The 23,426-nt window shown below is 76.3% G+C and carries 16 protein-coding genes; 10 read left to right on the forward strand and 6 right to left on the reverse strand.

What is annotated here, in order from left to right; translation table 11 throughout:
- The first annotated feature begins 293 nt into the window (after positions 1-293).
- From AC2TEW_RS25895 to AC2TEW_RS25925, 7 genes are all read left to right on the forward strand, one after another.
- The gene (locus AC2TEW_RS25895) at positions 294-4,667 is read left to right on the forward strand and encodes a CHAT domain-containing protein (RefSeq protein ID WP_484625755.1); all 4,374 of its coding nucleotides are present in this window, start codon (positions 294-296) and stop codon (positions 4,665-4,667) included.
- A 19-nt stretch (positions 4,668-4,686) separates the two neighbouring features.
- Complete coding sequence (locus AC2TEW_RS25900) at positions 4,687-5,109, forward strand: hypothetical protein (protein ID WP_484625756.1); 423 nt, start codon at positions 4,687-4,689, stop codon at positions 5,107-5,109.
- Complete coding sequence (locus AC2TEW_RS25905) at positions 5,106-6,044, forward strand: hypothetical protein (RefSeq protein ID WP_484625757.1); 939 nt, start codon at positions 5,106-5,108, stop codon at positions 6,042-6,044. Before AC2TEW_RS25900 ends, AC2TEW_RS25905 begins: the two co-directional genes overlap by 4 nt.
- A 242-nt stretch (positions 6,045-6,286) precedes the next feature.
- Positions 6,287-8,554, forward strand: a complete 2,268-nt coding sequence (locus AC2TEW_RS25910) for a hypothetical protein (RefSeq protein WP_484625758.1) — start codon at positions 6,287-6,289, stop codon at positions 8,552-8,554.
- Positions 8,551-9,705: a hypothetical protein gene (locus AC2TEW_RS25915; protein ID WP_484625759.1), complete on the forward strand. Its 1,155-nt coding sequence runs from the start codon at positions 8,551-8,553 to the stop codon at positions 9,703-9,705. Before AC2TEW_RS25910 ends, AC2TEW_RS25915 begins: the two co-directional genes overlap by 4 nt.
- Positions 9,702-10,523: a hypothetical protein gene (locus tag AC2TEW_RS25920; RefSeq protein WP_484625760.1), complete on the forward strand. Its 822-nt coding sequence runs from the start codon at positions 9,702-9,704 to the stop codon at positions 10,521-10,523. The genes AC2TEW_RS25915 and AC2TEW_RS25920 overlap by 4 nt, the downstream gene beginning before the upstream one ends.
- Before the next feature lie 8 nt (positions 10,524-10,531).
- Positions 10,532-11,185 (forward strand): hypothetical protein, encoded by a 654-nt coding sequence (locus AC2TEW_RS25925; RefSeq protein ID WP_484625761.1) that lies wholly within the window; start codon positions 10,532-10,534, stop codon positions 11,183-11,185.
- A 63-nt stretch (positions 11,186-11,248) separates the two neighbouring features.
- Here the strand turns inward: AC2TEW_RS25925 and AC2TEW_RS25930 are convergent, their stop codons facing one another.
- Entirely contained in the window at positions 11,249-14,398 is a 3,150-nt protein-coding gene (locus tag AC2TEW_RS25930; RefSeq protein WP_484625762.1) for an AMP-binding protein, read from the reverse strand.
- Positions 14,399-14,550: 152 nt separating this feature from the next.
- Here AC2TEW_RS25930 and AC2TEW_RS25935 point away from each other — a divergent pair, with 152 nt between their 5' ends.
- The 3 genes from AC2TEW_RS25935 (at position 14,551) to AC2TEW_RS25945 (ending at position 16,885) form a co-directional block, all read left to right on the forward strand.
- Entirely contained in the window at positions 14,551-15,480 is a 930-nt protein-coding gene (locus tag AC2TEW_RS25935; protein WP_484625763.1) for a GNAT family N-acetyltransferase, read from the forward strand.
- Positions 15,481-15,507: 27 nt separating this feature from the next.
- Positions 15,508-16,296 (forward strand): APH(3') family aminoglycoside O-phosphotransferase, encoded by a 789-nt coding sequence (locus AC2TEW_RS25940; RefSeq protein WP_484625811.1) that lies wholly within the window; start codon positions 15,508-15,510, stop codon positions 16,294-16,296.
- 241 nt (positions 16,297-16,537) lie between these two features.
- Positions 16,538-16,885, forward strand: coding sequence for a hypothetical protein (locus AC2TEW_RS25945; RefSeq protein WP_484625764.1), 348 nt, complete (start codon positions 16,538-16,540; stop codon positions 16,883-16,885).
- 477 nt (positions 16,886-17,362) lie between these two features.
- On the opposite strand, the gene AC2TEW_RS25950 is transcribed toward AC2TEW_RS25945, so the two are convergent.
- Genes AC2TEW_RS25950 through AC2TEW_RS25970 form a run of 5 tightly spaced genes read right to left on the reverse strand, consistent with a single transcriptional unit; the run spans position 17,363 to position 23,426 of the window.
- Positions 17,363-18,619 (reverse strand): vWA domain-containing protein, encoded by a 1,257-nt coding sequence (locus AC2TEW_RS25950; protein WP_484625765.1) that lies wholly within the window; start codon positions 18,617-18,619, stop codon positions 17,363-17,365.
- Positions 18,612-19,556 carry an AAA family ATPase gene (locus AC2TEW_RS25955; protein WP_484625766.1) on the reverse strand — a complete coding sequence of 315 codons (945 nt, stop codon included), beginning with the start codon at positions 19,554-19,556 and terminating at the stop codon, positions 18,612-18,614. Before AC2TEW_RS25955 ends, AC2TEW_RS25950 begins: the two co-directional genes overlap by 8 nt.
- Positions 19,553-20,542 carry an XdhC family protein gene (locus AC2TEW_RS25960; protein WP_484625767.1) on the reverse strand — a complete coding sequence of 330 codons (990 nt, stop codon included), beginning with the start codon at positions 20,540-20,542 and terminating at the stop codon, positions 19,553-19,555. The genes AC2TEW_RS25955 and AC2TEW_RS25960 overlap by 4 nt, the downstream gene beginning before the upstream one ends.
- Positions 20,539-22,932, reverse strand: a complete 2,394-nt coding sequence (locus AC2TEW_RS25965; protein ID WP_484625768.1) for an aerobic carbon-monoxide dehydrogenase large subunit — start codon at positions 22,930-22,932, stop codon at positions 20,539-20,541. The genes AC2TEW_RS25960 and AC2TEW_RS25965 overlap by 4 nt, the downstream gene beginning before the upstream one ends.
- Positions 22,929-23,426 carry a (2Fe-2S)-binding protein gene (locus tag AC2TEW_RS25970; protein WP_484625769.1) on the reverse strand — a complete coding sequence of 166 codons (498 nt, stop codon included), beginning with the start codon at positions 23,424-23,426 and terminating at the stop codon, positions 22,929-22,931. Before AC2TEW_RS25970 ends, AC2TEW_RS25965 begins: the two co-directional genes overlap by 4 nt.

A 23,426-nucleotide genomic window follows, 5' to 3' on the forward strand; every position in this document is an offset into this window, starting at 1 on the left:
CCCCCCCCCCTTCCGGGGGGGGGGGGGGGGGGGGTGGGCGGGGGGGGGGGGGTTTTCCCCCCCCCCCCCCCCCCCCCCCCCCCCCCCCGCCCCTGGGTGGGTGGTGCGTTGAGGTTGTGGTGTCGGGTGGTGCGGCGTGGTGCCTTCCGTCTCGCGCAGTTCCCCGCGCCCCTGGGTGGGTCTCGAATTGGTGACACTGCGTCAGGCAAGGCGGCTCGTCGGTAAATTGTGGGTCAAGGGCTTCGCCGCAGACCCCCGGGGCCCCCGGCCGTCGAACCCGGAGGAGCCCTGCCGTGAATCCCGTGTTCAAGGCGGCGGTGGCCCGCCGCATCGTCGCCTACCTCCGCCACCGGGACGTCAGCGGCCTCGGCCCGGACGCCGATGCCGAGGTCGCCGCGATGGTGCGCGAGGGACGGCAGGCCGGTGGACGCGGCGGTGTGACGGGGGAGCCGGAGGAACTGTGGCTCGCGCTGTGGTTCGCTCTCTGCCGCTGCGAGGCAGGCCGGTACTCCCGGGACCGGCTGACTCACCAGCGGACCGCGCGGACCCTCGCCGAGGTTCTGGGCAGGGGCCGGCCCGAGCTGGTACCGGCGGGTGCCGAGGACGTGATCTCCGGGCACGGCCTGCTGCCCGACGACCACCGGCCGTGGGCCGCACTCGCGGGCGCACTGCTGGAACACGGCCGGCCGGCCGACCTCCCGGCCGCCGTGGACGGCGTCGACCGCTACCGCCGGGGATCGCCCGGGTACGGCGGTGTCGACCCGCAGCCGGCCGTCGCCCTGGGCGAGCTGCTGATGGACCGGCTGTTCGAGGCCGACCACACCGCCGGGACGCGCCCGGCGGACCGCGGCGGCGACGACCCGCGGGCCGGTTGGGCGGTGGCGGCCGACATCCTGTCCGCCGCGGTCCAGGCCCTGCCCGCGCGCTCGGAGGAACGGGCGGCCGCCAACGTCCCGCTCGGGGCCGCGCTGTCCGTCCTGGCCGGTGTGCCGACCGAGGGAGCGGCCGAGTACAGCCCGGTGGACCCGACGGAGGCCGGCTTCCTGGAGCGTGCCCTCCGGGTGCTCTGGGAGGCCGTCACGTTCCTGCCGGAGGACGGGCGGAGCTGCCAGGCCCGCGCTCTGCTCGCGCAGCTGCTCCTGCACCGCTTCCTGAACGGAACCCCCCGCCGCGACCCCGCCGACCTGGACAAGGCGATCAGGGAGCAGACCCGGGCGGTCGAACTCGCCGACGGCCTGCCCGCCGCAGGGGCCGAATCAGCTGCAACACCAGTGGCTTCGCCCGAGCCGGCGCTGCGCATCGACCTGGCCCACCTGCTCGGCCGGCGCGCCCAACTGCGTGACCGCCGGGACGACTTCGACGCGGCCGTCGCCAACGCCGAGCGGGCCGTCGCGGACACCGGTGCCGGGCAGGCCGTCGAGGGCCTGCACGCCGCCGCGCTCAACTGCCGCGGCCTGGCGCGGCTCGACCGCTTCGACCGCTACGGCGGCAGGCAGGACATCGACGCGGCCGTCACCGACCTGCGGGCCTGCGCGGGTCCGGACCGCGGCGTCCCGGCCGCGGCCGCCGCGGACCGCGCTGGCGCGCTCGGCAACCTCGCCGAAGCGTTGCTGGTGCGCCGGACGGTGGACGGACGGCCGGACCGCGACGACCTCGGCGAGGCACTGGCCTGCGCCGCCGCGGCGGTCGAGCTGGCCCCGTCCTCCCCGGACGACTTCGGCAGGCTCTGCGTGCTGTCCTCGGCCCAGCTGATGACCTACCAGGAGACGGGCGACACCGACCAGCTCCAGGGCGCCGTGCTGACCTCCGCACTCGCGGTCCGCGCCGTCCCGCCCGACCACCCGGCCGCCGCCGAGTGCAGTTCCCGCCTTGCCGCCGCGCTCGCGGAACGCGCCCGGCTGCGGGGGCCGGCCGCAGGCGAACGGGACTTCGCGGACGCGGTGGACCAGGCCCGGCGGGCCGTGGCGCTGAGCGGCGGGGAGGACCAGGCGCTGCGCCGGCACAACCTCGGGACGCTGCTGGCCGCCCGCCTGCAGACCGTACCCTCCGCGCAGGACGCGCAGGACCTGATCGCGCTGCACCGCGAGATCGTGCGGCTGACCCCCGAGGACTCGCGGCTCCGGCCGGGCCGGTTGCACGGCCTCCAGATCGCGCTGCGGCTGGCGGCCCGGGTGCTCGACGAGCCGGGGCTCCACGCCGACGCCGTGGACGCCGCCCGGGCCGCCTGCCGGACCACGTTCGACGGCCCCACGTCCGACGACCTCACCATCGGTCCGGCGCTGCTGGCCGGTCTGGCCGCGGCGCTGCGCGACCGGGCGGCCGCGGTCCTCACCGCGCTTGCCGCAGACGCTGCCGCCACTCCCGCCCCCGCTGGCCCGTCGGCCGCTCCGCAGGCGCCGACGGCTGTCGCGCGGCAGCCCGGGGCAGGCCAGTCCGACGGTCCCGGCGGTGCCGAGGGTGCGGTCACCTCGCCGGACCCCGCCGCCCTGCGGCAGTCGGCCCTGGGCGGGCTCACCGAGGCGGTGGAGACCGCCACCGAGGCCCACGCCCTCACCCCGCCCGACGCCCGTCCGGACTCCTGGGCCTTGCGGGAACTCGTCCGCGCGCTGCTCGCCCGCGCCGAAGCCGCCCCGGCACAGTCCCGCGGAGACCTCGACCGGGCCCTCGAACTGACCTCCGGTGCCCTCGAGGACGGCCGCCTCGCCCCGAGTCACCGCTACGAGCTGCTGCTGCTCGCGGCCGAGGCCGAACTGAGCCTCCACCGGGCAGCCGTAGCCGCAGCCGCAGCCGCAGCCGCAGCCGCAGCCGCAGCCGGGACCGAAGCCGCAGCCGAGGACGACGGCGGAACGACCGCCCCCGCCCCCGCCGCCGCCTCCGGGCGGCAGCACGCCGACCGGGCCCTGGCCCACCTCGCCGAGGTCGCCGCAGCCGACCCGGCCCCGCTCCCGAGCCGACTGGTCGCCGCGGAGGCCGGCGCGCGGCTCGCTGCCGAGCTCGGCGACACCGGCAGGGCGCACCGCGACTACCGGCTCGCCGTCGACCTGCTGCGCCGCTGCGCGGCCGTCGGCCTGGACGTGGCCGGGGTCCGGGGGCTGCTGCGGCGGTGGTCCGCGCTGGGGCCCGACGCGGCTGCCGCCGCCCTGGCGGACGGCGATCCTGCCGGGGCGCTGGAGCTGCTGGAGAGCGCCAGGGCGGTGCTGTGGCGTCAACTCCTCGACCTGCGCAGCGACCTGGACGCGGTGGACGCCGTCGATCCGGTGCTGGCCGACCGGCTCCGCCGGGCCGCCGCGGTACTGCGGGCCGGTTCCCTGGCGGCCCACCCGGGCGCCGACCTGTCCGCCGGACCGGTGGCCGACGAGCGCCGGGCCGGGCGCGGGCTGCGGCTGCTGGACCCGGACGCGGACCGCCTCCAGGACGCGGCCCGCCGGTGGGAGGAGGCGGTGGCCGAGGCACGGGCCCTGGTCCCGGGGTTCCTGGCGGCCCCGGCGGCGGCCGGCCTGTGCGAGGGCGTCCCCGGCCCGGTCGTGGTGGTCAACGTCTCCCGGCACCGGTGTGACGCCCTCCTGGTCGAGCGCGCGGGAATCCGCACGGTGCCCCTGGCGGGCCTGACGGCCGCCGAGGTCGAGGCACGGGCGGAGGTCCACCTGGCGGCGGCCCGGCGGTTCGAGGAGCGGGCCGCCGAGCGGGCGGGAGCGCCCGGCGTCGGTGTCACCGGCCCGTTCAACCGCGTCCTGGCCGAGCAGGCCGAGTGGCTCTGGGACCGGGTCGCGGTCCCCGTCCTGGACGCCCTCGCGGTGGCCGCGCCGGACGGTGCCGGGGACCTCCCGAGGATCTGGTGGTGCCCCACCGGTCTGCTGTCGCTGCTCCCACTGCACGCCGCCGGGTACCACGCGACGCCGGGCGCGAGCGTGGTCGACCGGGTGGTCCCGTCGTACACCCCGACCGTGGCGGCGCTCGCCGCCGCGGCCGTCCGTCCGGCCGTCACCGGGCCGCCCAGGGTGCTCGGTGTGCTGGCCGACCGGGTCCCGGGGACGGCCCCGCTGCCGGGCGCGGACATCCAGCACCGGCTGATCGCGGACCGCTTCCCGGACGCGACCGTCCTCGCCGACGGCCGCGCGGACTCCCGGCGGGTCCTGGCGACGCTGCCGGACCACACGGTGCTGCACGTCATGTGCCACGGCCACCACGACCCGGCCCGTCCGCAGCGCAGCGGCCTGGTGCTGGAGGACGGGATCGTGCCGATCGCCGCCCTCGCGGCCGAGCGTACGGACGGCGTCCTGGTCTCGCTGACGGCGTGCCGGACCGCCACCGTCGACGCGCGCACCCCGGACGAGCTGATCAGCATCGCCGCCGCGATGACCTTCGCGGGCTGGCGGCAGGCCGTCGCCACCCTGTGGCCCGTCGACGCCGCCGAGACCACCGCCGTCGCGGGCGAGGTGTACGCGCCGGCGTCCGGCCGCAACTCGGCACCGTCCGGCCCGCACCCGTCGCACGCACAGCCAGCAGGCCCGCAGCCGTCCGACCCGCAGCCGTCCGACCCGCCGCCGTTCGACCCGGCGGGCACCGCCCGCCACCTGCACCGGGCCGTGCTGGCCCGGCGCTCACCGCCCGCCGCGCCCAGGGCCAGGCTCTGGGCCTGGGCGCCCTATGTCCACGTCGGAGTCTGAACCGCCACCGGAGGCCAGCATGACCACGTTCGACGACCTGGCAGACCCTGCCGCGCCGACCCCGCCGCCGGCGGACGCCCTGGTCCTGGAACTGCCCGCCGGCAGCTCCTTCGAGGAGGGCTGCGACCTGCTCGAACAGGCCGTGGCGCAGGACCCGCAGCTGCGCCCGTGGATCGTGATCAGGGTCGCGGGCGAGCCGGGCGAGGTGGTCACCGGCCGGGCCCACCTGCGCGACAACTACGGCATGACGGTGCCGATGGCGGGCGGCGAGGGGCTGCGGCTGGTCGCCCCGATCATCGACGGGCCGACCGGGCCGGTCGTCGGCATCGCGTACGCGTGCCCGGTCGCAGGGTGCGCGGAGGGGCTGGTCACGGTGTTCGGAGACGCTCCGCACTGTTCGGTCCACGGGGACGCCATGACGGAGCGGGGCACGGTGCGGTGAACCTCTCCGACCTGGCCGGGCCGGCGCTGTCCGTGTTCTCCCGCCGCTTCCTGCTGGTCACCCTGGTGCCGGTGTGCGCCGGGGCGCTCTACCTGCTGTGCCTGGTGTGGGCCGGCGCCCCGCAGGGAGGCGTGTCGTTCTCCCGCGCCTGGGCCAGGGCCACCGCTCTGGGCGGGGCGGAGATCGCCCTGCTGCTCCTGGTGGTGCTGGTCGCCGCCTTCCTGGCCCAGTCCTCGCTGCCCGCCCTGCACCGGCTGTGGCAGGGGTCCCGGCCGATGCCCTTCCGGCACCGGTGGCGGGCCCGCCACCTGCGGGCCAAGGCCGCCTTGGAGCGGAGTTCGGCGCTCCCGGCGGACCTGGCGGCCCGGCCCGCGGCGGAGCGGGCGGCGCTCCTGCACGCCGCGTACCGGGCGGCCCGGCAGCTGGACCTGGCGTACCCGCGGCAGGATCCGGACGTACGGCCCACGGCGCTCGGCAACGCCCTCGCGGCGCTGTACGGCGCCGTCGGGGCGGTTTACGGCTGGGACGCGGCGGCGGCCTGGCCCCGGCTGTACCCCGTCCTGCCGGACCGGGCGCGGCTGCTGGCCGACGACGCCCGCGACGCGCTCGACCAGGCCGTCACCCTGGCAGGCGTCGGGCTGGTGGCGGCGTGCGCGGGCCTGCCGCTGCTGGCGCCGGCCGGCTGGTGGGTGCTGCTCACCCTTCTGCCGGCCGCCCTGGGCGTCCTCGCGTACCGCAGCGCGGTGCACGCTGTGCCGGTGTACCGCGCGGCCGTGCAGATGGCCTTCGACCTGCACCGGTTCGACCTGCTGCGGGCGCTGCACCTTCCGCTGCCCGCGGACGCCGACGCGGAACGGGTCCTGGCGGAGGGGCTGTGCCGGTCGTGGAACCGCGCCGCCCGGTTCCCGACCGCCTACCGGCACGACGGCCCCTGACGGCACCTCCCGCAGGCGCGGTCCGGGACCTGGTCGAAGTTGTCGACGACACGTCATATCTCCCTTGTGCAACGGAAGTTGAGAGATCTACCAAGTGCCGATCGTGGCAAGGTCGGCTTTGCTAGCGTGAGGATCCGGCGAGGCCGAGCACCGGGGGGTCCGGGGCCGCGCCGGTACCCGGGACGCCCGCGGGACGCGGCGACCACCAAACCCACTCGGATGAGCACAGGGGACATCTCGCTGTGAGCAGCATCAGGGAACAACTCGACGAGGTGCTCCGCAGGCGGGGCGAGTACCGGCCCGTGGTCGAGGAGGAGATCGACCGCTGGACCCGGATCGGGCAGCTGGTCGCCACGCTGGGCGAGGCCGCCGCCCCGGACCTCGCCGGCGGGCCCGACCCGGCGCAGCCGGACCTCGGGGCGCCGGACCTGGCCGGGATGGCCGCCGCGGTGGAGGACTGCCTCGCGGTGCTGGCCACCGTCCGGGCCCGGGTGAACCGCGGCACCGTCAACATCGGGGTCAGCGGCCGGGCCCGCAACGGCAAGAGCACCGTGCTGCAGTCACTGTCCGGACTGGACGACCGGCAGATCCCCAGCGGCCGGGGCCAGCCGGTCACCGCGGTCCGCAGCCGCATCTACCACTCCGCCTCCGACCGCGGCGCCCGCCTGCGGATGCACACCGCGGCCTCCTTCCTGGCCGAGGTGATCGCGCCCTACCACGCCGAACTCGGGCTCGGCCGGGCCCCGCAGAGCCTGGACGAGTTCGCCCGGCACGGCTACGCGCACGTCGCCGACGGGCTCGGGCCGCAGGACAAGCCGCGGCTGGCCCCGGTGCTGGCCCGCCTCCAGGAGGCCCAGGAGGCCGTCGACAGCTACCGGCCGTACCTGACCGGCGAGACCAGGACCGTCGACCTCTCCGACATCCGGCAGTGGGTGGCCTACCCGGAGCCGTCCGCGAAGGCGGCCCGCCCGTACCTCGCCGTCCGGGACGCCTTCATCACCTGCGCCTTCCCGCTGGAGGACCTGACGGCGCTCGGCCTGGTGGACATGCCGGGCCTGGGGGAGCTGGTGCCCCGCGCGGAGGAGCACCACCTCGACGGGCTGCGCAACGACATCGACTTCGTGATCGTGGTGAAGCGGCCCACCGACACCAACTCCATGTGGGCCCAGGAGGACGCCCGCGCGCTGCAGCTCATCGGCAGCGTCTGCACGACGGCCGACGTCCGGGACTTCGCGATGGTCCTGGTCAACACCGGCGGCTGCCTGCCCGAGAACATCGCCGCGCTCCAGGACGACCTCGACAAGCGGCTCAACAACGCCTCCGGCGGCCGCGGTTACTGGGTGGTGGCCGCCGACGGCGCGGACCGCGACGCGGTCCGCGACCAGGTGCTGCGGCCGGTGCTGGAGCACCTGGCGCTCGCCCTGCCGCGGATGGACCGGGCGGCCATCGAGGACGCGGTGCGGGTCTGCGAGGAGCGCCGGGAGCGGATCGCCGACCAGGCCGCCGCCTGGGCGCAGCGGCTGCGGGCCGCCGCGGTGCCGACCTCCACCGAGCAGTCGATCGCCCGGGCGGAGGAGCTGCGGGCCGAGGTCGCGGCCTCGGTCCAGGGCTGGGTCGACACCCTCAAGGGCCGGGCGGCCGACGACTTCGAGGACACCGAGTTCTACGAGCGGATCACCGAGGTCCACCAGGAGGTGCGCGCCTGGGTGCTCGAGGGCTTCGGCCAGGGCGCGGACGCCTGGCGGCAGCGGGCGCTCAACCGGTTCCGGGTCGACCGGGCGTCACTGCCGTTCGCGTCGGCCGAACTCAACCGCATCCGGGTGGAGATGGCCCGCCGGTTCTCGGCCGTCGACAGCCTGCTGAGCCGGCGCCGGGACGAGTACTGGGCCGGCCTTGCGGCGGCGCTCGGACCCCGGCTCACCCTGCTCGTCGAGGACACCGCCGGACCGGCGCGGGACGTGCTGTCCGACCTGGCCGCCGTCCTGCGGGACGCCCCCGAGCCGTGCCCGGAACTCGCCGAGACCCTGGACTTCGCGCTGGACGTCCGGCTGGACTACCGCACCCGCGCGCTGCCCCGGGTCCGCCGCGCGCTGGAGGTCCTGCTCCCGGAACCGGACGATCCCGCGCACGACAGCGGACCCGCCACCCTGCTGTCGGTGCCCCGCACGGACGAGGGCGCCGGACTGCTGCTGGAGCGGATCACCCAGCTGGCCCGGCAGGCCGCGTACGACGCGCAGGGGGTGCTCGCCCAGGAGCCGGGGACCACCGCCCAGGTGCTCTTCGCCTACGGCGAGCAGTTCGAGGACGCCTTCGTGCGGTCGGAGTCCTCCGAGGCGGAGTTCCGCCGGCTGGTGGCCGGTTTCCAGGACCGGCTGTGGCCCGGTGACCGGACCGGGCCGCAGGCCGTGTCGGCCCGGGTCCACCGGCTCCGGCACCTGGTCGCCGAACTGCGCCGGATGACCGGCGACGCGCGGGCACAGCGCCCCGACACCGAGAGGAGGACACGTTGACGCTGTCGTTCAAGGCGTCGATGGTGGGGCCGGCGAGGGTCGGCAAGACGACCCTGATCACCGCCATCCTCGCCGAGACGGAGAGCATGCTGGCGGGCAGCGGCATCAGCCTGGCCATGGGGGAGGAGACCGGAGCGCGGGTCCGCCGCAACCGCCGGGACCTGCGCCGGGCCGTCGAGGGCCGGGAGTTCGAGTCCGGTTCGCTGGGCGGCAGCCAGTCGATGGTGCAGTACGAGGTGAGCCTGCAGGCGGTCGGGGACAGCGCCGTGCAGATCCCGTTCAGCATCCTCGACTACCCGGGCGGGTGGCTCGACCCGGAGTCCCGTCCGCAGACCGCGGCGGTCAAGGAGAGCTGGGCCGCCTGCGAGGCGCACATCACCGAGAGCCTGATGCTGCTGGTCCCGGTGGAGGCGGCGGTCCTGATGGAGGCGGTCACGCCCGCCCAGCGACGGGCCGCGGTCGACCTGCTGGGCTTCGAGGACGTCCAGGCGATGGCCCGCAAGTGGGCCCAGGCGCGCAACCAGCCCGAACACCGCGACGAGCCCGCCGTCCTGGTGCTGGCCCCGCTGAAGTGCGAGAAGTACTTCGACGACAACGGCGGCAAGGGCCGGGACGCGGCCCGGCTGCGCGAACTGGTGCGGGAGAAGTACCGGGAGACCGTCGCCGTGGTCAACGCGGAGGCGAAGAACCGCACCATCCGCGTGGTCTACGCCCCGATCGACACCTACGGCTGCGTGGACCTGATCGAAGGCGAGTGGGTCCACACGCAGGACGTCTACGGTGATCCCACGCTGGACTTCCGCGGGCACTACCGGTTCCGGGAGATCCCGCCCGTGGTCCGGCCGAAGGCCGCCGGCACCGTGATGCAGGAACTGTGCCGGTGCGTGGTGGGCGGGCAGGACGTGGAGGAACGCCGACGCGCTGCGGCGGCGGTCGCGGTCTACCAGCAGGCGCTGGAACGCAAGGCGGAACCCAAGGGCTTCTGGGGCGCCCTGGACTACTACGTCTCCGGTGAGGCCCTCGCCAACCGCAACACCCGCCTGGACAGCCGGCAGACCATCGTCGCCACCGCACAGCGCCAGCAGCAGCTGAAGGCCGTCCTGGAACGCATCGCCAAGGAACCCGCCGACCAGCGAGTGGAGGAATGGTGAGCGGCCGAGCCCGCGCCTACCTGATGACCCGCGGCACCCCGCGGCGCCTGGACTATGCCTTCCTCGGCGCCGCCCCGTCCGAACCGTGGTGGGAGGCGGTCGCGCCCTGGCAGTTCGCCGAGGACGCCGAACTCGTGGTCCGCCGGACGGCCGGCCGCACGACCGTCATGCTCAGCGGCATCCCCTCGGGCCGGACCGACGTGGTCGGTACGGCGATCCGGCACACGGTGGTGGTCGACGACGTCCAGGACGACCCGGCGCTCGCCCGGTGGCTGGTGCGGTGCGGACTGGAGGAGGACGCCAGGGCCGGGCTGGGCCGGGCCGTGGACGCCGCCTTCGACGCCGAGCTGGTCGACGCGCTGCTCTCCGGGGCGGCCCAGGACGTCACGCAGCGGATCCTGGACGCGCTGCGCGAGGGCGCGACGGAGAGCGGCGAACCGGCGCCCGGCGACAAGGCGCCCGACGGCAAGGACGTCGCCGGATCGTGGGCGGGCGCCGCCGGTGACGAGACCGCGGTGCGGGCGTTCCGGGCCCGCACCCGGCAGCTGGTCGACGGCGGGGCGAGCGGGTACGCGTTCACGACCCACCTGCTGGACAGCGCCGACGGCGCCCGCCGGGCCGCCGCCGAACTGCGGGAGGACGTGGCCGTCCTGCTGCACGAGGGCCGACTGAGGGGAGTTGAGCGCCTGGGAAAAGCCGAGGGTCCGGGCCCGGGCCCGGACACCCTGGCACCGCGGGTACCGGCCCCGGGGGTACTGGCGGCGCTGGTGGGAGCGGTGCTGGTGGCTCTGGCGGTACTGGTCTGGCTGATGACCTGACCGTCCGGATGGAGGCGCTGCGGGCGCCGCTGCGGGCCCACTACGGTGACTTCCACCTGAGCGTCGACCTGCCGTCCGGGCAGCAGCACTACGCGCTGACGGCCACCCGGATCGCGCTGCCGACCGTCACGGGAACCGCGCACCGGTACGGCCGGCAGCGGCTGGTCACCGGGGTCGTCCTGGCCTCGGGCCGCCGGCGGGAGCTGGTCCTGCGCAATTCCTCCGGCGGGGAACTCCGCGTCCCGCTCGACCGGCCTGCCCAGCCGAAGTGGGTGGCCGCCGTGGTGTCGGCCGCGGAACGGCACATCACCGGCGCGCCCTCGCTGAACGAGCACCTCGACCGGCTCCTCGACCAGGCCACCGCGCAGGCGCGTCCGGCCGAGGGCCTGTGCGACCGCCTCGGACGGTCGGACCGGCCGGGCGATGCCCTCGTCCACGTCGAGGCGCTGTGGCTGCTGGCCAGGCTGCTGCTGATCGCCGGGGACACCGCCGAGGCGGTCGACCGTACCGACGAGGGTGCCCGCCGCCTGCTCGCCTCGGGTGGGCCGCCCGGTCCGCGGGTGCGCGAAGCCGGGGAGACCCTGGCCGAGGCACTGCGGCTGCACGGGTGGCCGGTCGCGGCGCAGCGGATCGCCGCCGCGCTCCGGGGCGACGCGCACTGACCGCACGGCCCTGTCCGTCCGCCGCCCGGCCCGTCACCGGGCGGCGGACCCGCCGCCGGGGGCTCAGCCGCAGGCGGCCTCCAGCGCCGCCACGAAGTCGGCCGCCAGCGCGGCGATCACCGGCTCGTCGAAGGCCAGCGCGTTGTACTGGAGCCAGCACCGCAGGCTGCCGTCGGGCTGCTCGACCACCGTCAGCTCGGGGACGCCGAGGTCGCCGCCGGGCAGCGGCCACGGCACGGTGCTGCCGCGCGGCAGCTCCCACGGGCCGCACCTCAGCCCGGGCAGCTGGGCGGGCGCCGCCCAGGCCTCGTACCGCAGCCAGGCCGCGAACGGCGCCGCCGGGCTGAACTCGGCGAACGGGTACAGCTGGTGGTCGAGCGCGGCGGTCGCGGTGGCCCGCAGCCGGTCCAGCAGCTCGGCGAAGCCGGGGCGGCCCGAGGTGTCCACCCGCAGCAGCAGCGACTGCACGAAGCAGCCGACCACCCGCTCGGCCTCCGGCCGGGGACGGCCCGGCACCGGGGTCATCACCACCAGGTCGTCCCGGCCGCTGCGGGCCGCGAGCAGCCCGGCCCAGGCCGCGGTGACGGCGAGGAACGGGGTGCCGCCCAGCTCCGCCGCCCGGGTCCGCAGCGCGGCCGACCGCTCGGCGCCGAGGGTGAACTCGTGCCCCCGGGTGAGGACCTGGTCCACCGTCCGGCGGCCGGTGAACGGTTCGACCGCCGCCGGGGCGCCGGCCAGCGCCGCGGCGAAGTGCTGCCGGGACGCGGGCCAGTGCGCGTTCGACCACTCGACCAGCTCCCGGTAGTCCGGGCCGGTGCGCACCGGCGGTACGCTGCGCCCGCGCCGCAGCGCCGAGTACAGCACCCCGAGGTCGGACAGCAGCACGCCGACCGACCACCCGTCGGCGACCATGTGGTGCACGGCCAGCAGCACCACGTGGTCCTCGGGGCCGCGGCTGACCACCAGCAGCCGGGCCATCGGGTCGCGCGCCAGGTCGGTCAGCCGGTCGCGTTCGGCGATCAGCAGGGCGTCCGTCTCGGCGTCGCTCGCGCCGGGCGCCTCCAGCAGGGTGATCCGGGCGTTCGGCCGCTCGTCGAGGACCGCCCGGACGACACCGGGGCGCCCGTCGACGGGTGCGAAGCGGGTGCGCAGCGCCGGGTGCCGCCGGACCGCCTCGGTGAGCGCCCGGCCGAGCACCTCAGGCTCCAGCCGGTCCGTGACGTGGAACAGTGCGCACACCGCGCCCGCGTCCCGGCCCGGTGCCTCGGCCATCCAGCGGAAGAAGTTCTCCTGCTGCGAGCTGAGCGCGACGGCGTGCGGCTGGGCCCGCAGTGCCGCCAGGTACGGCGTCACCGTGCCCGCCGCCGGGGGCGCGCCGCCGCCGGCGGGGGCCGACGGCCGTTCCGGCGCGTCCAGCCAGGCGGCCTGGGCGCGCAGCGACGGCCGTTCGAAGACCAGCGCGGTACCGGCCGCCACCCCGAACTCCTCGGTGATCGCCGCGGCCAGCTGCACCGCCCGGAACGAGTCGCCGCCGAGCGCGAAGAACTCGGCCGCCACATCGGTGACCGGGCGGCCCAGCAGCCGCCGCCAGATCGCGGCCAGCCGCAGCTCGGCGGCCGAGGCCGGGGGAGTGGCCGGCCCGTCCGGCTCCCGGTCGAACAGCGGGCGCAGGCGGTGCTTGACCACCTTCCCGGTGGGGTTCCTGGGCAGCCGGTCGGTGGTCACGATCCGTACCGGCAGCTCGGGGCGGCCCAGCCGGGAGCCGAGGAACACCCGCAGGGCGTCCAGGTCGAGGCCGTCCGGCCCGGGCACCACGACCGCCACCGGGACGGCGCCCATCACCGGGTGCGGCAGCCCGAGCGCCGCCGCGTCGGCGACCTGCGGGTGCTCGTGCAGCACCTCCTCGATCCGCAGCGTGGAGACCTTCAGCGCACCGGACTTGATGACGTCGTTCTCCCGGTCGACCAGGTACAGGTGGCCGTCGGCGTCCAGACGTCCGAGGTCGCCCATCCGCACCCAGCCGTCGCAGAACACGGCCGGCCCGCCCGCCGGGGCACCCAGGTAGCTGCGCGGCGGGCCGGGCTGGCGCAGCCACACCTCGCCCACCTCGCCGGGCGGCACCGGTTCCCCGGCGGCGTCCAGCACCCGCAGGTCGCCCGGGTCGGCCGGGCGGCCCACCGAGCCGGGCCGGGCGGCGTCGAAGACGGCCGAGAGCTGGGCGGGCGCGGCCTCCGCGGAGGTGTACGTGTTGACCAGCAGCGCACCCGGCAGCGCCGCGGCCAGCGCGGCGGCGACCGGGGCGGGCAGGGCGGCGGCCGAGGAGCTGACCAGGACCACGCTGGACAGGTCGTGGCGCCGCGCGGCACCGGAGTTGAGCAGTTCCACCGCCATCGAGGGGACCAGGAACACCGTGCCGACCCGGAACTTCTCCACCGCCGCGCCGAACTCCTCGGCGTCGAAGCGCGGCAGGCTCAGCACGGCCGGGGCGCCGGTGAGGGCGCCGAGCAGCATCACCTGTCCGGCGTTGGTACCGATCGGGAAGGCGTGCAGCGCGTGCCGGGAGTGCGCGTACGGCCGCGGGCGCGGGCGCAGGGACAGCCCGGCGGTGAGGTTGCCGTGCGCGGCGAGGACGCCCTTGGGGTCGCCGGTGGTGCCGGAGGTGCCGATCACCTGCGCCGGGTCCTCGGGCCGGACCCGGTACGGCGGCCCGTCCGGCACCCGCGGGTGCCCCGCCAGCAGGGCGTCCAGCACCAGGTCGGCCGGGCCGGGCAGGACGGGCGCGGCGGGGCTGCGCAGGGTGTGCCCGGCCTCCGCGAGTCGGGCCAGCCGGGCCGCGTCGGGCTCGCCCAGGTCCTCCCGGACGGGCACCGGGACGCCGCCCGCGTACTGGACGGCGAGGAAGGCGACGGCGTACCGGTCCCACTCGTGGTTGCCGAAGCGCAGCGCGACCCGGCTCCCCGGGCCGACCCCCGCGGCGGCCAGCGCGGCGGCGGCCCGCAGCGCGTCCTCGCGCCACTCCCGGTAGGTGACGGCGCCGCCGCCCAGGACCTGCAGGGCGACCCGGTCCGGGTGCTCGGCGGCCCGGGCGTCCAGCAGCTCGGGGACGGTCGGGGCGGGCGCGGCGGGGTGCGCGGTGGGGGCGATGGCGGGCTCCAGGTGCTGCGGTGCGGACGTCGGCCGTGCCGCCCCAACTCCCGCCTGCGGTGAGCGCACTGACGGTTCGTGGCGCCGGGCCCGGCAGCTCCGCTATGGTCTGGACCAATGGGCGGGCCTCGCGAGCGTACCGGCCCTGTGTCGCAGTTGTGTCGCAGGCCCGTGCGGCACCCGCCGGCCCGTGCCCGCCGACCCCAGGGAGGAGCGTCACCGTGCCCACCGCCGCCGGACTCCACCTCGCCGACCTGCTCGCCCGCCCCGGCCCGTACCGTGCGCGCTGGGTGCGCCAGGTCGCCCGGGCCACCCCCGCGCCGGTCAACCAGGCCGCCGTCACCCGGGTGCTGGCCCAGTGGCTGTGGGTCAACGGGGAGGGGGAGGAGAGCGACACGCTGCCCCGCACCCTGCGCGACCGGGTCTCCCGGGCCCTCGGCGGCCGCCTGCTGTCGGCCGGGACGCTGCGCCTGTTCGCGGCGGCCTTCGGACTGAGCGAGAAGGACGAGGCACGGCTGTGGTCGCTGCTGGACGACCCACCCGGACCGCAATCCGATTGCGCACCCGCCAGGCCCGGTGGCATCGTCCCGGACATGACCACCCCGACCCCCTCCGTCACCCCGACCCCCGCCGCCGCCACCCCGACCCCCGCCGCCGCACCCCCGGCCCCGGCCGTCCGCCGCCTGGCCGCCGACGAGTGGACCCGCTACCGCGACGTCCGGCTGGCCGCGCTCGCCCAGGCACCCGAAGCCTTCGGCTCCACCCACGCCCGCGAGGCCGCCTTCACCGAGGACCGCTGGCGCGAGCGGCTGGCCGCCCGCAACACCGTGGTCGCCGAACTGGACGGCGAGCCGCGCGGACTGGTCGGACTGGTCACCGCGGGCGAGGGGGAGATGGAACTGGTCTCGATGTGGGTGCACCCGCAGGCCCGCGGTCTCGGCGTCGGCGACCGGCTGGTGCGGGCCGCGCTCGAACGGGCCGAGGCGCTCGGCCGCCCCGCGGTCCGGCTCTGGGTCGCCGAAGGCAACGCACCCGCCGAACGGCTCTACGCCCGGCACGGCTTCCACCGCACCGGCCAGGTCCAGCCGGTCGACGACGAACAGCCCGGCCGCGGAACGGAGTTCGCCATGGCCCGCCCGGCCGGAGACTGACCGGTGGACCCGCAGGTCCCGGCCGGGCTGCGCCGCCGCTTCACCGGCCACACCTGGACACCGGTCACCGCCGGCCGCTCCGGCGCCGCCGTGTACCGGCTGGAACGGCACGGCGAGACCGCCTACCTCAAGATCGCCGACCCGACCCCGCACCCGGACTCCGGCTTCGACCTCGCGGCCGAGGCCGAGCGGACCGCCTGGCTCGCCGCCCGGGGCATCCCGGCCGCGGAGATCCTCGACCGGGACATTGGCCCGGCCGGCGGCTGGCTGCTCACCCGGGCCGTCCCCGGGCGCTCCGCCGCCGATCCCTGGCCGGCCGGGCAACTGCCCGCCGTCGTCGACGCGCTCGCCGACCTGGCCCGCGCGCTGCACGCCCTCCCCACCGCGGCCTGCCCGTTCGACCGGACGCTCGCCGTCACACTGCCGGACGCCCGGCACGCCGCCGCGGCCGGACTGGTCGACCTCGACGACCTGGACGAACCGCGCACCGGCTGGAGCGCCGACCGGCTGCTGGCCGAACTGGCCGCCACCGTACCGGCGGTGGAGGACGTGGTGGTCTGCCACGGCGACTTCTGCCCGCCCAACGTCCTGCTCGACCCCGACACCCTGCGGGTCACCGGCCTGGTCGACCTCGGCCGGCTCGGCCGCGCCGACCGGTACGCCGACCTCGCGCTCGCCGCCCGCAGCCTCGCCGCCCCCGTCGACGCCCAGGACGCCCCCGGACTCGCCGACCGCTTCCTGACCCGCTACGACCCGCCCGGCGGGGTGGACGCCCGGCGGATCGCCTTCTACCAACTGCTCGACGAGTTCTGCTGACCCGGCGCGGGGGCGGGTGGGGCCGGTCCGGCAGGCCCCGCCGGGCGGGCACCCGCCGCCGCCCGCTGATCCGACGCGAGGGGCCGAAGAGGACCCGGCGCCGACCGGGCGTCAGGACGGCCCGGCGGGACCGCCGTTCGACACGCGCGAGCCGTTCGGGAGAACCGTTTCGCCCGTTCGGCCCCCTTCTAGGGTGATCCCGTCCCAGTACGAACCGACGGGAAAGCGAGCTCTCCCCGCCATGCGTATCCGCACCACCGCAGCCGTCGCCGCGGCCGCCCTCGCCCTTCTGTGGTCCGTCCCCGGCCAGGCCGTCGCCGCCCGGGGCGTCTTCCGGTACACCTACGTCAACGAGCTCGGGGTACGGACCGCCGGCGAACTCGCCGACCCGGCCGACGGTTCCTGCACCGACGTGCCCGAGGACGCCGCCGACCGCGGCGAGGCGGCCTTCGCCCCGCAGAACCTGACCGACGACGTCGCGGTGGTGCACCTGCTCCCCGGCTGCACGGGCCCCGCCCACCTGCTCCCGCCCGGGGGCTCGGCGAGCGACCGGCTGCTGCTCAGGTCCGTCCGGTTCCTGCCGCTCTGACACCCGCCCGCGGCGGTCCCCCGGAACCGGCCGTTGCCCCACCGGCCGCCGGGGCCGCCGATCGGCGCGGGCGGGAGCGGACCGGACCCGCTGGACCCCCGCGCACCGGCCGGGCGGTGGCGCCCACCCACCGCCCGGTTCCCTCCCGGGTGCCCGGCGCCGTACGGGTGCCCCCCGCTCGCCCCTGCCCGGGCACCGCCATGAGCCACCCCGGAGCCGTTCCGTCCCGACGACGAGCCGCGCCGGCCGGGAGAGCCGGTCCACCAGTCCCGCCGGGTGCGCGATGCTCCCCGGGGCGCTCGGCCGGTGGGTGCTCCCACCCGGACGCGTCGGCGAACCGCCGAGCACCTCCCGGTCCGAGGACAGTGCTTCGCCGCTCACCAGGCCGGAGGCCAGGGACCCGCACGCCGACCCGATGTCAACTGCGCTGCCTCGGCACCACCCGTCGCCCGCCCCCGGCGGGACCGCCGCCCGCAGTCAGCAGCGCCCGCGGGCCGGCCGCGTGGGAGCCGCCCCGGCGATGGCGTCGAAGACCTCAGGCAGCGCCGCCAGGCTGTGGCCGCTCACGAAGGCGTCGCAGTGCGGCAGCGCCGCCGCGATCCCGGCGGCGAGCGGCAGGTAACCGGGCGCCGCCTTACGGGGGTTGACCCACACCACGCGGTGGGCGAGCCGCCCGAGCCGGGCCGTCTCCCGTCCGACCGCCGCCGGGTCCTCGCCCTCCCAGCCGTCGGAGAAGATCACCACCACCGCCCCGCGGGCCATCCCGCGGCGCCCGAAGCGGTCGGTGAACTCGGTGAGCGCCCGGCCGATCAGGGTGCCGCCGGACCAGTCGGGCGCGGTCCGGCCGGCCCGGCGCAGCGCCGCGTCCGGCCCGCGGTGCCGCAGCACGGGCGTCAGCCGGGTCAGCCGGGTGGCGAACACGAAGATCTCGGCGGGCACCGGCGATCCCGCCCGCGAGCAGAGCCGGGAGAAGATCCGCAGGTAGGCGCGGGTGTACGGCTCCATGGAGCCCGAGATGTCGCACAGCAGCACCAGCGGTCGGCGGCGCAGCCGGCCGCGTGAGCGCGCCAGCCGTACCGTCTCGCCGCCGGTGCGCAGGCTGCGGCGCAGGCTCCGGCGCAGGTCGATGCGGCGGCCGTCGGGATCGGCGCGGCGGCGCCGGGTGCGGCGCAGTGGGACGCGGAGCACCAGGTGGTCCAGCAGGCGGTCCAGTTCGCCCAGTTCGCCGGGGCCGAAGGTGCCGAAGTCCCGTTGGGTGAGCAGTTCCGCGCTGCTGCCGACCAAGCGCTGCACGCCGGTGTCGCGGGGCCGCGGGCCGGGCCGGTCGGCCGGGTCGAGGTGGAGTCCGCCGCTCGGCAGTGCTGCGTCCTGCCGCCGCGGTGGCGCGGGGGAGGTGGCGGCGGCCGGGTCGGGTGGGCCGGGTTTCGGGGCGAGTCCGGGCAGGGGCGGGTTGCCGGGGGAGCCGCGGGACTCCGCCGGGTCGGCCTGCCCGCCGAACACTGCGGTGAACACCCGGTCGAACGGGCCGAGTTGCTCGTGCGCGGTGACGAACGCCAGACGGGCCGCCCAGTACAGGGCCGGCCGGTCGACGGGCGGCAGCAGCCGCAGGGCGGCCAGGAATCGGGCCGAGCGGTCCGGCGCGGCCGGCACGCCCGCCGTGTGCAGCGCCGCGCCGAAGCGGGCGGCCAGCGAGGGCCAGTCGAGGTCCGGCGGCGGGGTGCCGGGCTCAGCCATCGGGGGCGCCCGCCAGCCAGCCGAGGCCGCGTTCGCGGACCAGGTCGTGGTCCTCGCGGTACTTCACCAGTACTCCGAGAGTGCGGTCCGCGGCCTCGGCGTCGAGGCGTTCCACGCCGAGCAGGGTGAGCGCGGACACCCAGTCGATGCTCTCCGCGATGCCGGGCGGCTTCTGGATCTCCAGGGCGCGCAGCCGCCGTACCGCCGCCGCCACCTCGGCCGCGAGCGAGGCGCTGGTGCCGGGGACCCGGCGCCGGACGATCTCCACCACCCGTTCGGTGTCGGGGTAGTCGATCCAGTGGTAGAGGCAGCGGCGTTTCAGCGCGTCGTGCAGGTCGCGGGTCCGGTTGGAGGTGAGGACGACGACCGGTTCGACGGCGGCCCGGACGGTGCCCAGTTCGGGGATGGTGACGCTGGCCTCCGCCAGCACCTCCAGCAGGAAGGCCTCGAAGTCGTCGTCGGCGCGGTCGATCTCGTCGATCAGCAGCACCGCGGGGGCCGGGCCCGGGTGGGTGAGCGCGGCGAGCACCGGGCGGCGCAGCAGGAACGCGTCGGTGAACAGGTCGGCCTCGGCGAGCGCGGTGCCGCGGCTCTCGGCGAGCCGGATGCTGAGCAGCTGGCGGGGGTAGTTCCACTCGTACAGGGCCTCGGCCGCGTCGAGTCCGTCGTAGCACTGCAGCCGGATCAGCGGGCTGCCGAGCACGCCGGCCAGGGCGCGGGCGGCCTCGGTCTTGCCGACGCCGGGTTCGCCCTCCAGCAGCAGTGGCTGCGGCAGGCGCAGGGCCAGGTAGAGGGCGGTGGTCAGGCCGGTGTCGGTGAGGTAGCCGAGGCCGTCCAGGGCCGCGCGCAGCGCCTGCGGGTCGGGTGCGGCGCGGGCGACCAGGGTGCGCGCCGCCTCGCCGGTCCCGCCCGCGGGTCCGGTGGCGGGCCCGGTCACGGCTGCTCCGCGGGGACGGCGCCGTCGGCCTCGAAGCGGTCCCGGCAGCCGGCCGAGCAGAACCAGTGCCGGTGGCCCCGGACGTCCGAGGACGGCGTGTCCTCGAGCACCGCGACGGTCATCCCGCACACCGGGTCGACCGCGGTGCGCGGCTCCGCGGCGGGCGGCTGGTCCGCCGCTGCGGTGACGTCCTCGCTGTGCACCAGTACGGCGTGCCGGGAGGCCACCAGTTCGGCGAGGATCGACACCGCGATCTCGCCGGGGGTGCGGGCGCCGAGCCACAGTCCGGCCGGTGTGTGGATCCGGCCGCGCTGGGCGTCGTCCAGGTCGAGGCCGGCCAGCACCGCCGCCCCGCGCCGGTGGCTGGCGACCAGCGCGACGTACGGCACCCCGGCCCGGACGGCGCGGGTCAGCAGGTCCTCCTCCTGGCGGCCGTGCGAGGCGACCACCACGGCCGAGGCCCCGGCGAGCCCCTCGGCGTCGGCGCCGCCGGGGTCCGGCTCCGCGGCGGTGCCGGACACCGCGCGGACGTCGTAGCCGAGCCCGCCGCCCAGCGCGACCAGGCTGCGCCCGATCGGGGTGTCCCCGAGGACCAGCACCACGGGGACCGGGCGCAGCGGTTCCAGGAAGATCTCCAGCTCGCCGCCGGACAGGCAGGGGTTGGCGACCAGGACGGTGCCGTCCGGCGCGGTGCCGGCCAGGTGGCCGGGCCCGGGTTCCTGCGGGGCCGCGGGGGCGTCGGGGGAGATCCGCAGCAGCACCGACTCGCCGCTGTGCAGCACCCGCAGCGCCTGCAGGCGTACCGTCGCCTCGGCGCAGACCCCGCCGACGAAGCCCTCGATCCGGCCGTCCGCGAGGACCAGTGCGGTGTCCCCGGGGTGGGCGCTGGTGGGGTGCAGGGCGCGGACCACGGTGGCCCTGACGAAGGGCACCTGCCGGGCGCTCAGGTCGGCCATCCGCCGTTCCAGGGCCGTGTCGGTGCTCACTGCGGGGCCTCCACACCTCCGTGCATCGCCAGCCAGACCCGTCCGGGGGTGAGCGGCATGTCGGCGTGCCGGACCCCGATCGCGTCCATCACGGCGTTGACGACGGCGGGCGGCGAGCCGACGGTGGCGGACTCGCCGACGCCCTTGGCCCCGATCGGGTGGTGCGGGGAGGGGGTGACGGTGTGGCCGAGCTCCCAGGCGGGGACCTCCAGCGCGGTGGGCACCAGGTAGTCCATGAAGGAGCCGGACAGGCAGTTGCCGTCCTCGTCGAAGCTGATGATCTCGCTCAGGGCCATGCCGACGCCGTCGGCGAGGCCGCCGTGCACCTGGCCCTCGATGATCATCGGGTTGATCCGGGTGCCGCAGTCGTCGACCGCGACGAAGCGGCGCACCTTCACCGCGCCGGTGCCCGGGTCGACGTCCACCACGCACAGGTAGGCGCCGTACGGGAAGGTGAGGTTGGGCGGGTTGTAGACCGTGGTGGCCTCCAGGTGGCCCTCCACGCCCTCGGGCAGCTCGAGTGCCCCGTGCGCGGCGAGCGCGATCTCCTGGATGGTGCGGCCGGCCGTCGGGTCGCCCTTGACGAACCAGCGGCCCTTCTCCCACTCCAGGTCGTCGGCGGACACCTCCAGCATGGCGCCGGCGATGATCCGCGCCTTGTCGCGGACCTTGCGCGCGACGACCGCCGCGGCGGCGCCGGAGACCGGCGTCGAGCGGCTGCCGTAGGTGCCGAGGCCGAACGGCGTCTGGTCGGTGTCGCCGTGGACGACGTCGATGTCCTCGGGCGGGATGCCGAGCTCCTCGGCGACGATCTGGGCGAACGTGGTCTCGTGGCCCTGCCCCTGGCTCTGCACGCTGATCCGCACCACGGCCTTGCCGGTCGGGTGCACCCGCAGCTCGCAGCCGTCGGCCATGCCGAGCCCCAGGATGTCCATGTGCTTGCGCGGCCCGGCGCCGACCGTCTCGGTGAAGAACGACAGGCCGATGCCCATGAGTTCGCCGCGCTCGCGCCGCTCGGCCTGCTCCCGCCGCAGCTGCGGGTAGTCGGCCAGCTCCAGCGCCTTGGCCAGGGTGACCCGGTAGTTGCCGGAGTCGTACTCCCACCCGGTCTTGCTGGGGTACGGGAACTGCTCGGGCCGCAGCAGGTTCTGCATCCGCAACTCGGCCGGGTCCGCGCCGAGTTCGTCGGCGAGGCAGTCCACCATCCGCTCGATCAGGTACACCGCCTCCGTGACCCGGAACGAGCACGCGTAGGCGACGCCGCCGGGCGCCTTGTTGGTGTAGACGCCGGTGACCGCGCAGTGCGCGGCCTCGATGTCGTACGAGCCGGTGAAGACGTGGAAGAAACCGGCCGGGTACTTGGTCGGCTGGGCGGTCGAGTTGAACGCGCCGTGGTCGGCGAGCACCTTGACCCGCACCGCGAGGATCCGGCCCGCCCGGGTCGCGGCGATCTCGCCGTGCATGTGGTAGTCGCGGGCGAAGGAGGTGCTCATCAGGTTCTCGGAGCGGTCCTCGACCCACTTCACCGGCTTCTTGGTGAGGATGGAGCCGACGATCGCGCAGACGTAGCCCGGGTAGATGCCGACCTTGTTGCCGAAGCCGCCGCCGATGTCGGGCGCGACCACCCGGATCTTGTGCTCCGGCAGGCCCGCCACCATCGCGTACAGGGTGCGGTGGGCGTGCGGGGCCTGGGTGGTGGACCAGAGGGTGAGCTTGCCGTCCACCGGCTCCAGGTCCGCCACGCAGCCGCAGGTCTCCAGCGGCGCCGGGTGCACCCGCGGGTACAGCATGTCCTGGGCGACGACCACCTCGGCGCGGTCGAACACCGCGTCGGTGGCGGCCCGGTCACCGGACTCCCAGTCGAAGATGTGGTTGTCGGTCCGCCCCTCCTGGTCGTCCCGGATCAGCGGGGCGTCCGCGTCCAGCGCCCGGCGCGCGTCGATCACCGGCGGCAGCGGCTCGTACTCGACGTCGATCAGCTCGATCGCGTCCCGCGCCGCGTAGTGGTCGTCGGCCACCACGAACGCCACCTCCTGGCCCTGGAACCGGACCTTGTCGGTGGCCAGCACCGCCTGGGTGTCCATCGACAGCGTCGGCATCCAGGCCAGCCCCAGACCGGCCAGCGTGGCACCCGTGATCACCGCGCGCACCTTGGGATGCGACTCGGCGGCCGAGGTGTCGATCGACAGGATCCGGGCGTGCGCCAGCGGACTGCGCAGCACGGCGCCGTGCAGCATGCCGGGCAGCTGCACGTCGTCCACGTAGTGGCCCTTGCCCCGGACGAACCGCGGGTCCTCCTTGCGCTTCAACCGCCCGTACCCGATCGGGCGCTCCTGCTCCGGCGCCGACCCGGACTCCTGGTCGACCCCGGTCTCCTCCAGGGTGGTCATGGTGTGCTCCCCGCGCTCGGGGCGGCCGCAGCCTCCAACGGGTGCCGCGCGGCCCACTGGACGGCGCGGACGATGTTCAGATAGCCGGTGCACCGGCACAGCTGGCCGGAGATCGCCTCGCGGATCTCCTGGTCGGTCGGGTCCGGGTTGCGGTCCAGCAGCGCCCGGGCGGTGAGCATCATGCCCGGGGTGCAGAAACCGCACTGCAGCCCGTGCTGCTCGATGAAGCCCTGCTGCACCGGGTCGAGGCCGTCCGCCCCCTCCAGCCCCTCCACCGTGCGCACCCGGTGCCCGTCCGCCATCACGGCCAGCACCGTGCAGCTCTTGACCGGCTCGCCGTCGAGCAGCACCACGCAGGTGCCGCAGTTGCTGGTGTCGCAGCCCCAGTGGGTGCCGGTCAGCCCCAGGTCGTCCCGCAGGAAGCGGACCAGCAGATGCCGGGCCTCCACCTCCGCGGTGCGGTCCTCGCCGTTGACGTTGATGGTCACCTGCAT

The organism is Kitasatospora sp. NEAU-CNBT7, assembly GCF_057220535.1.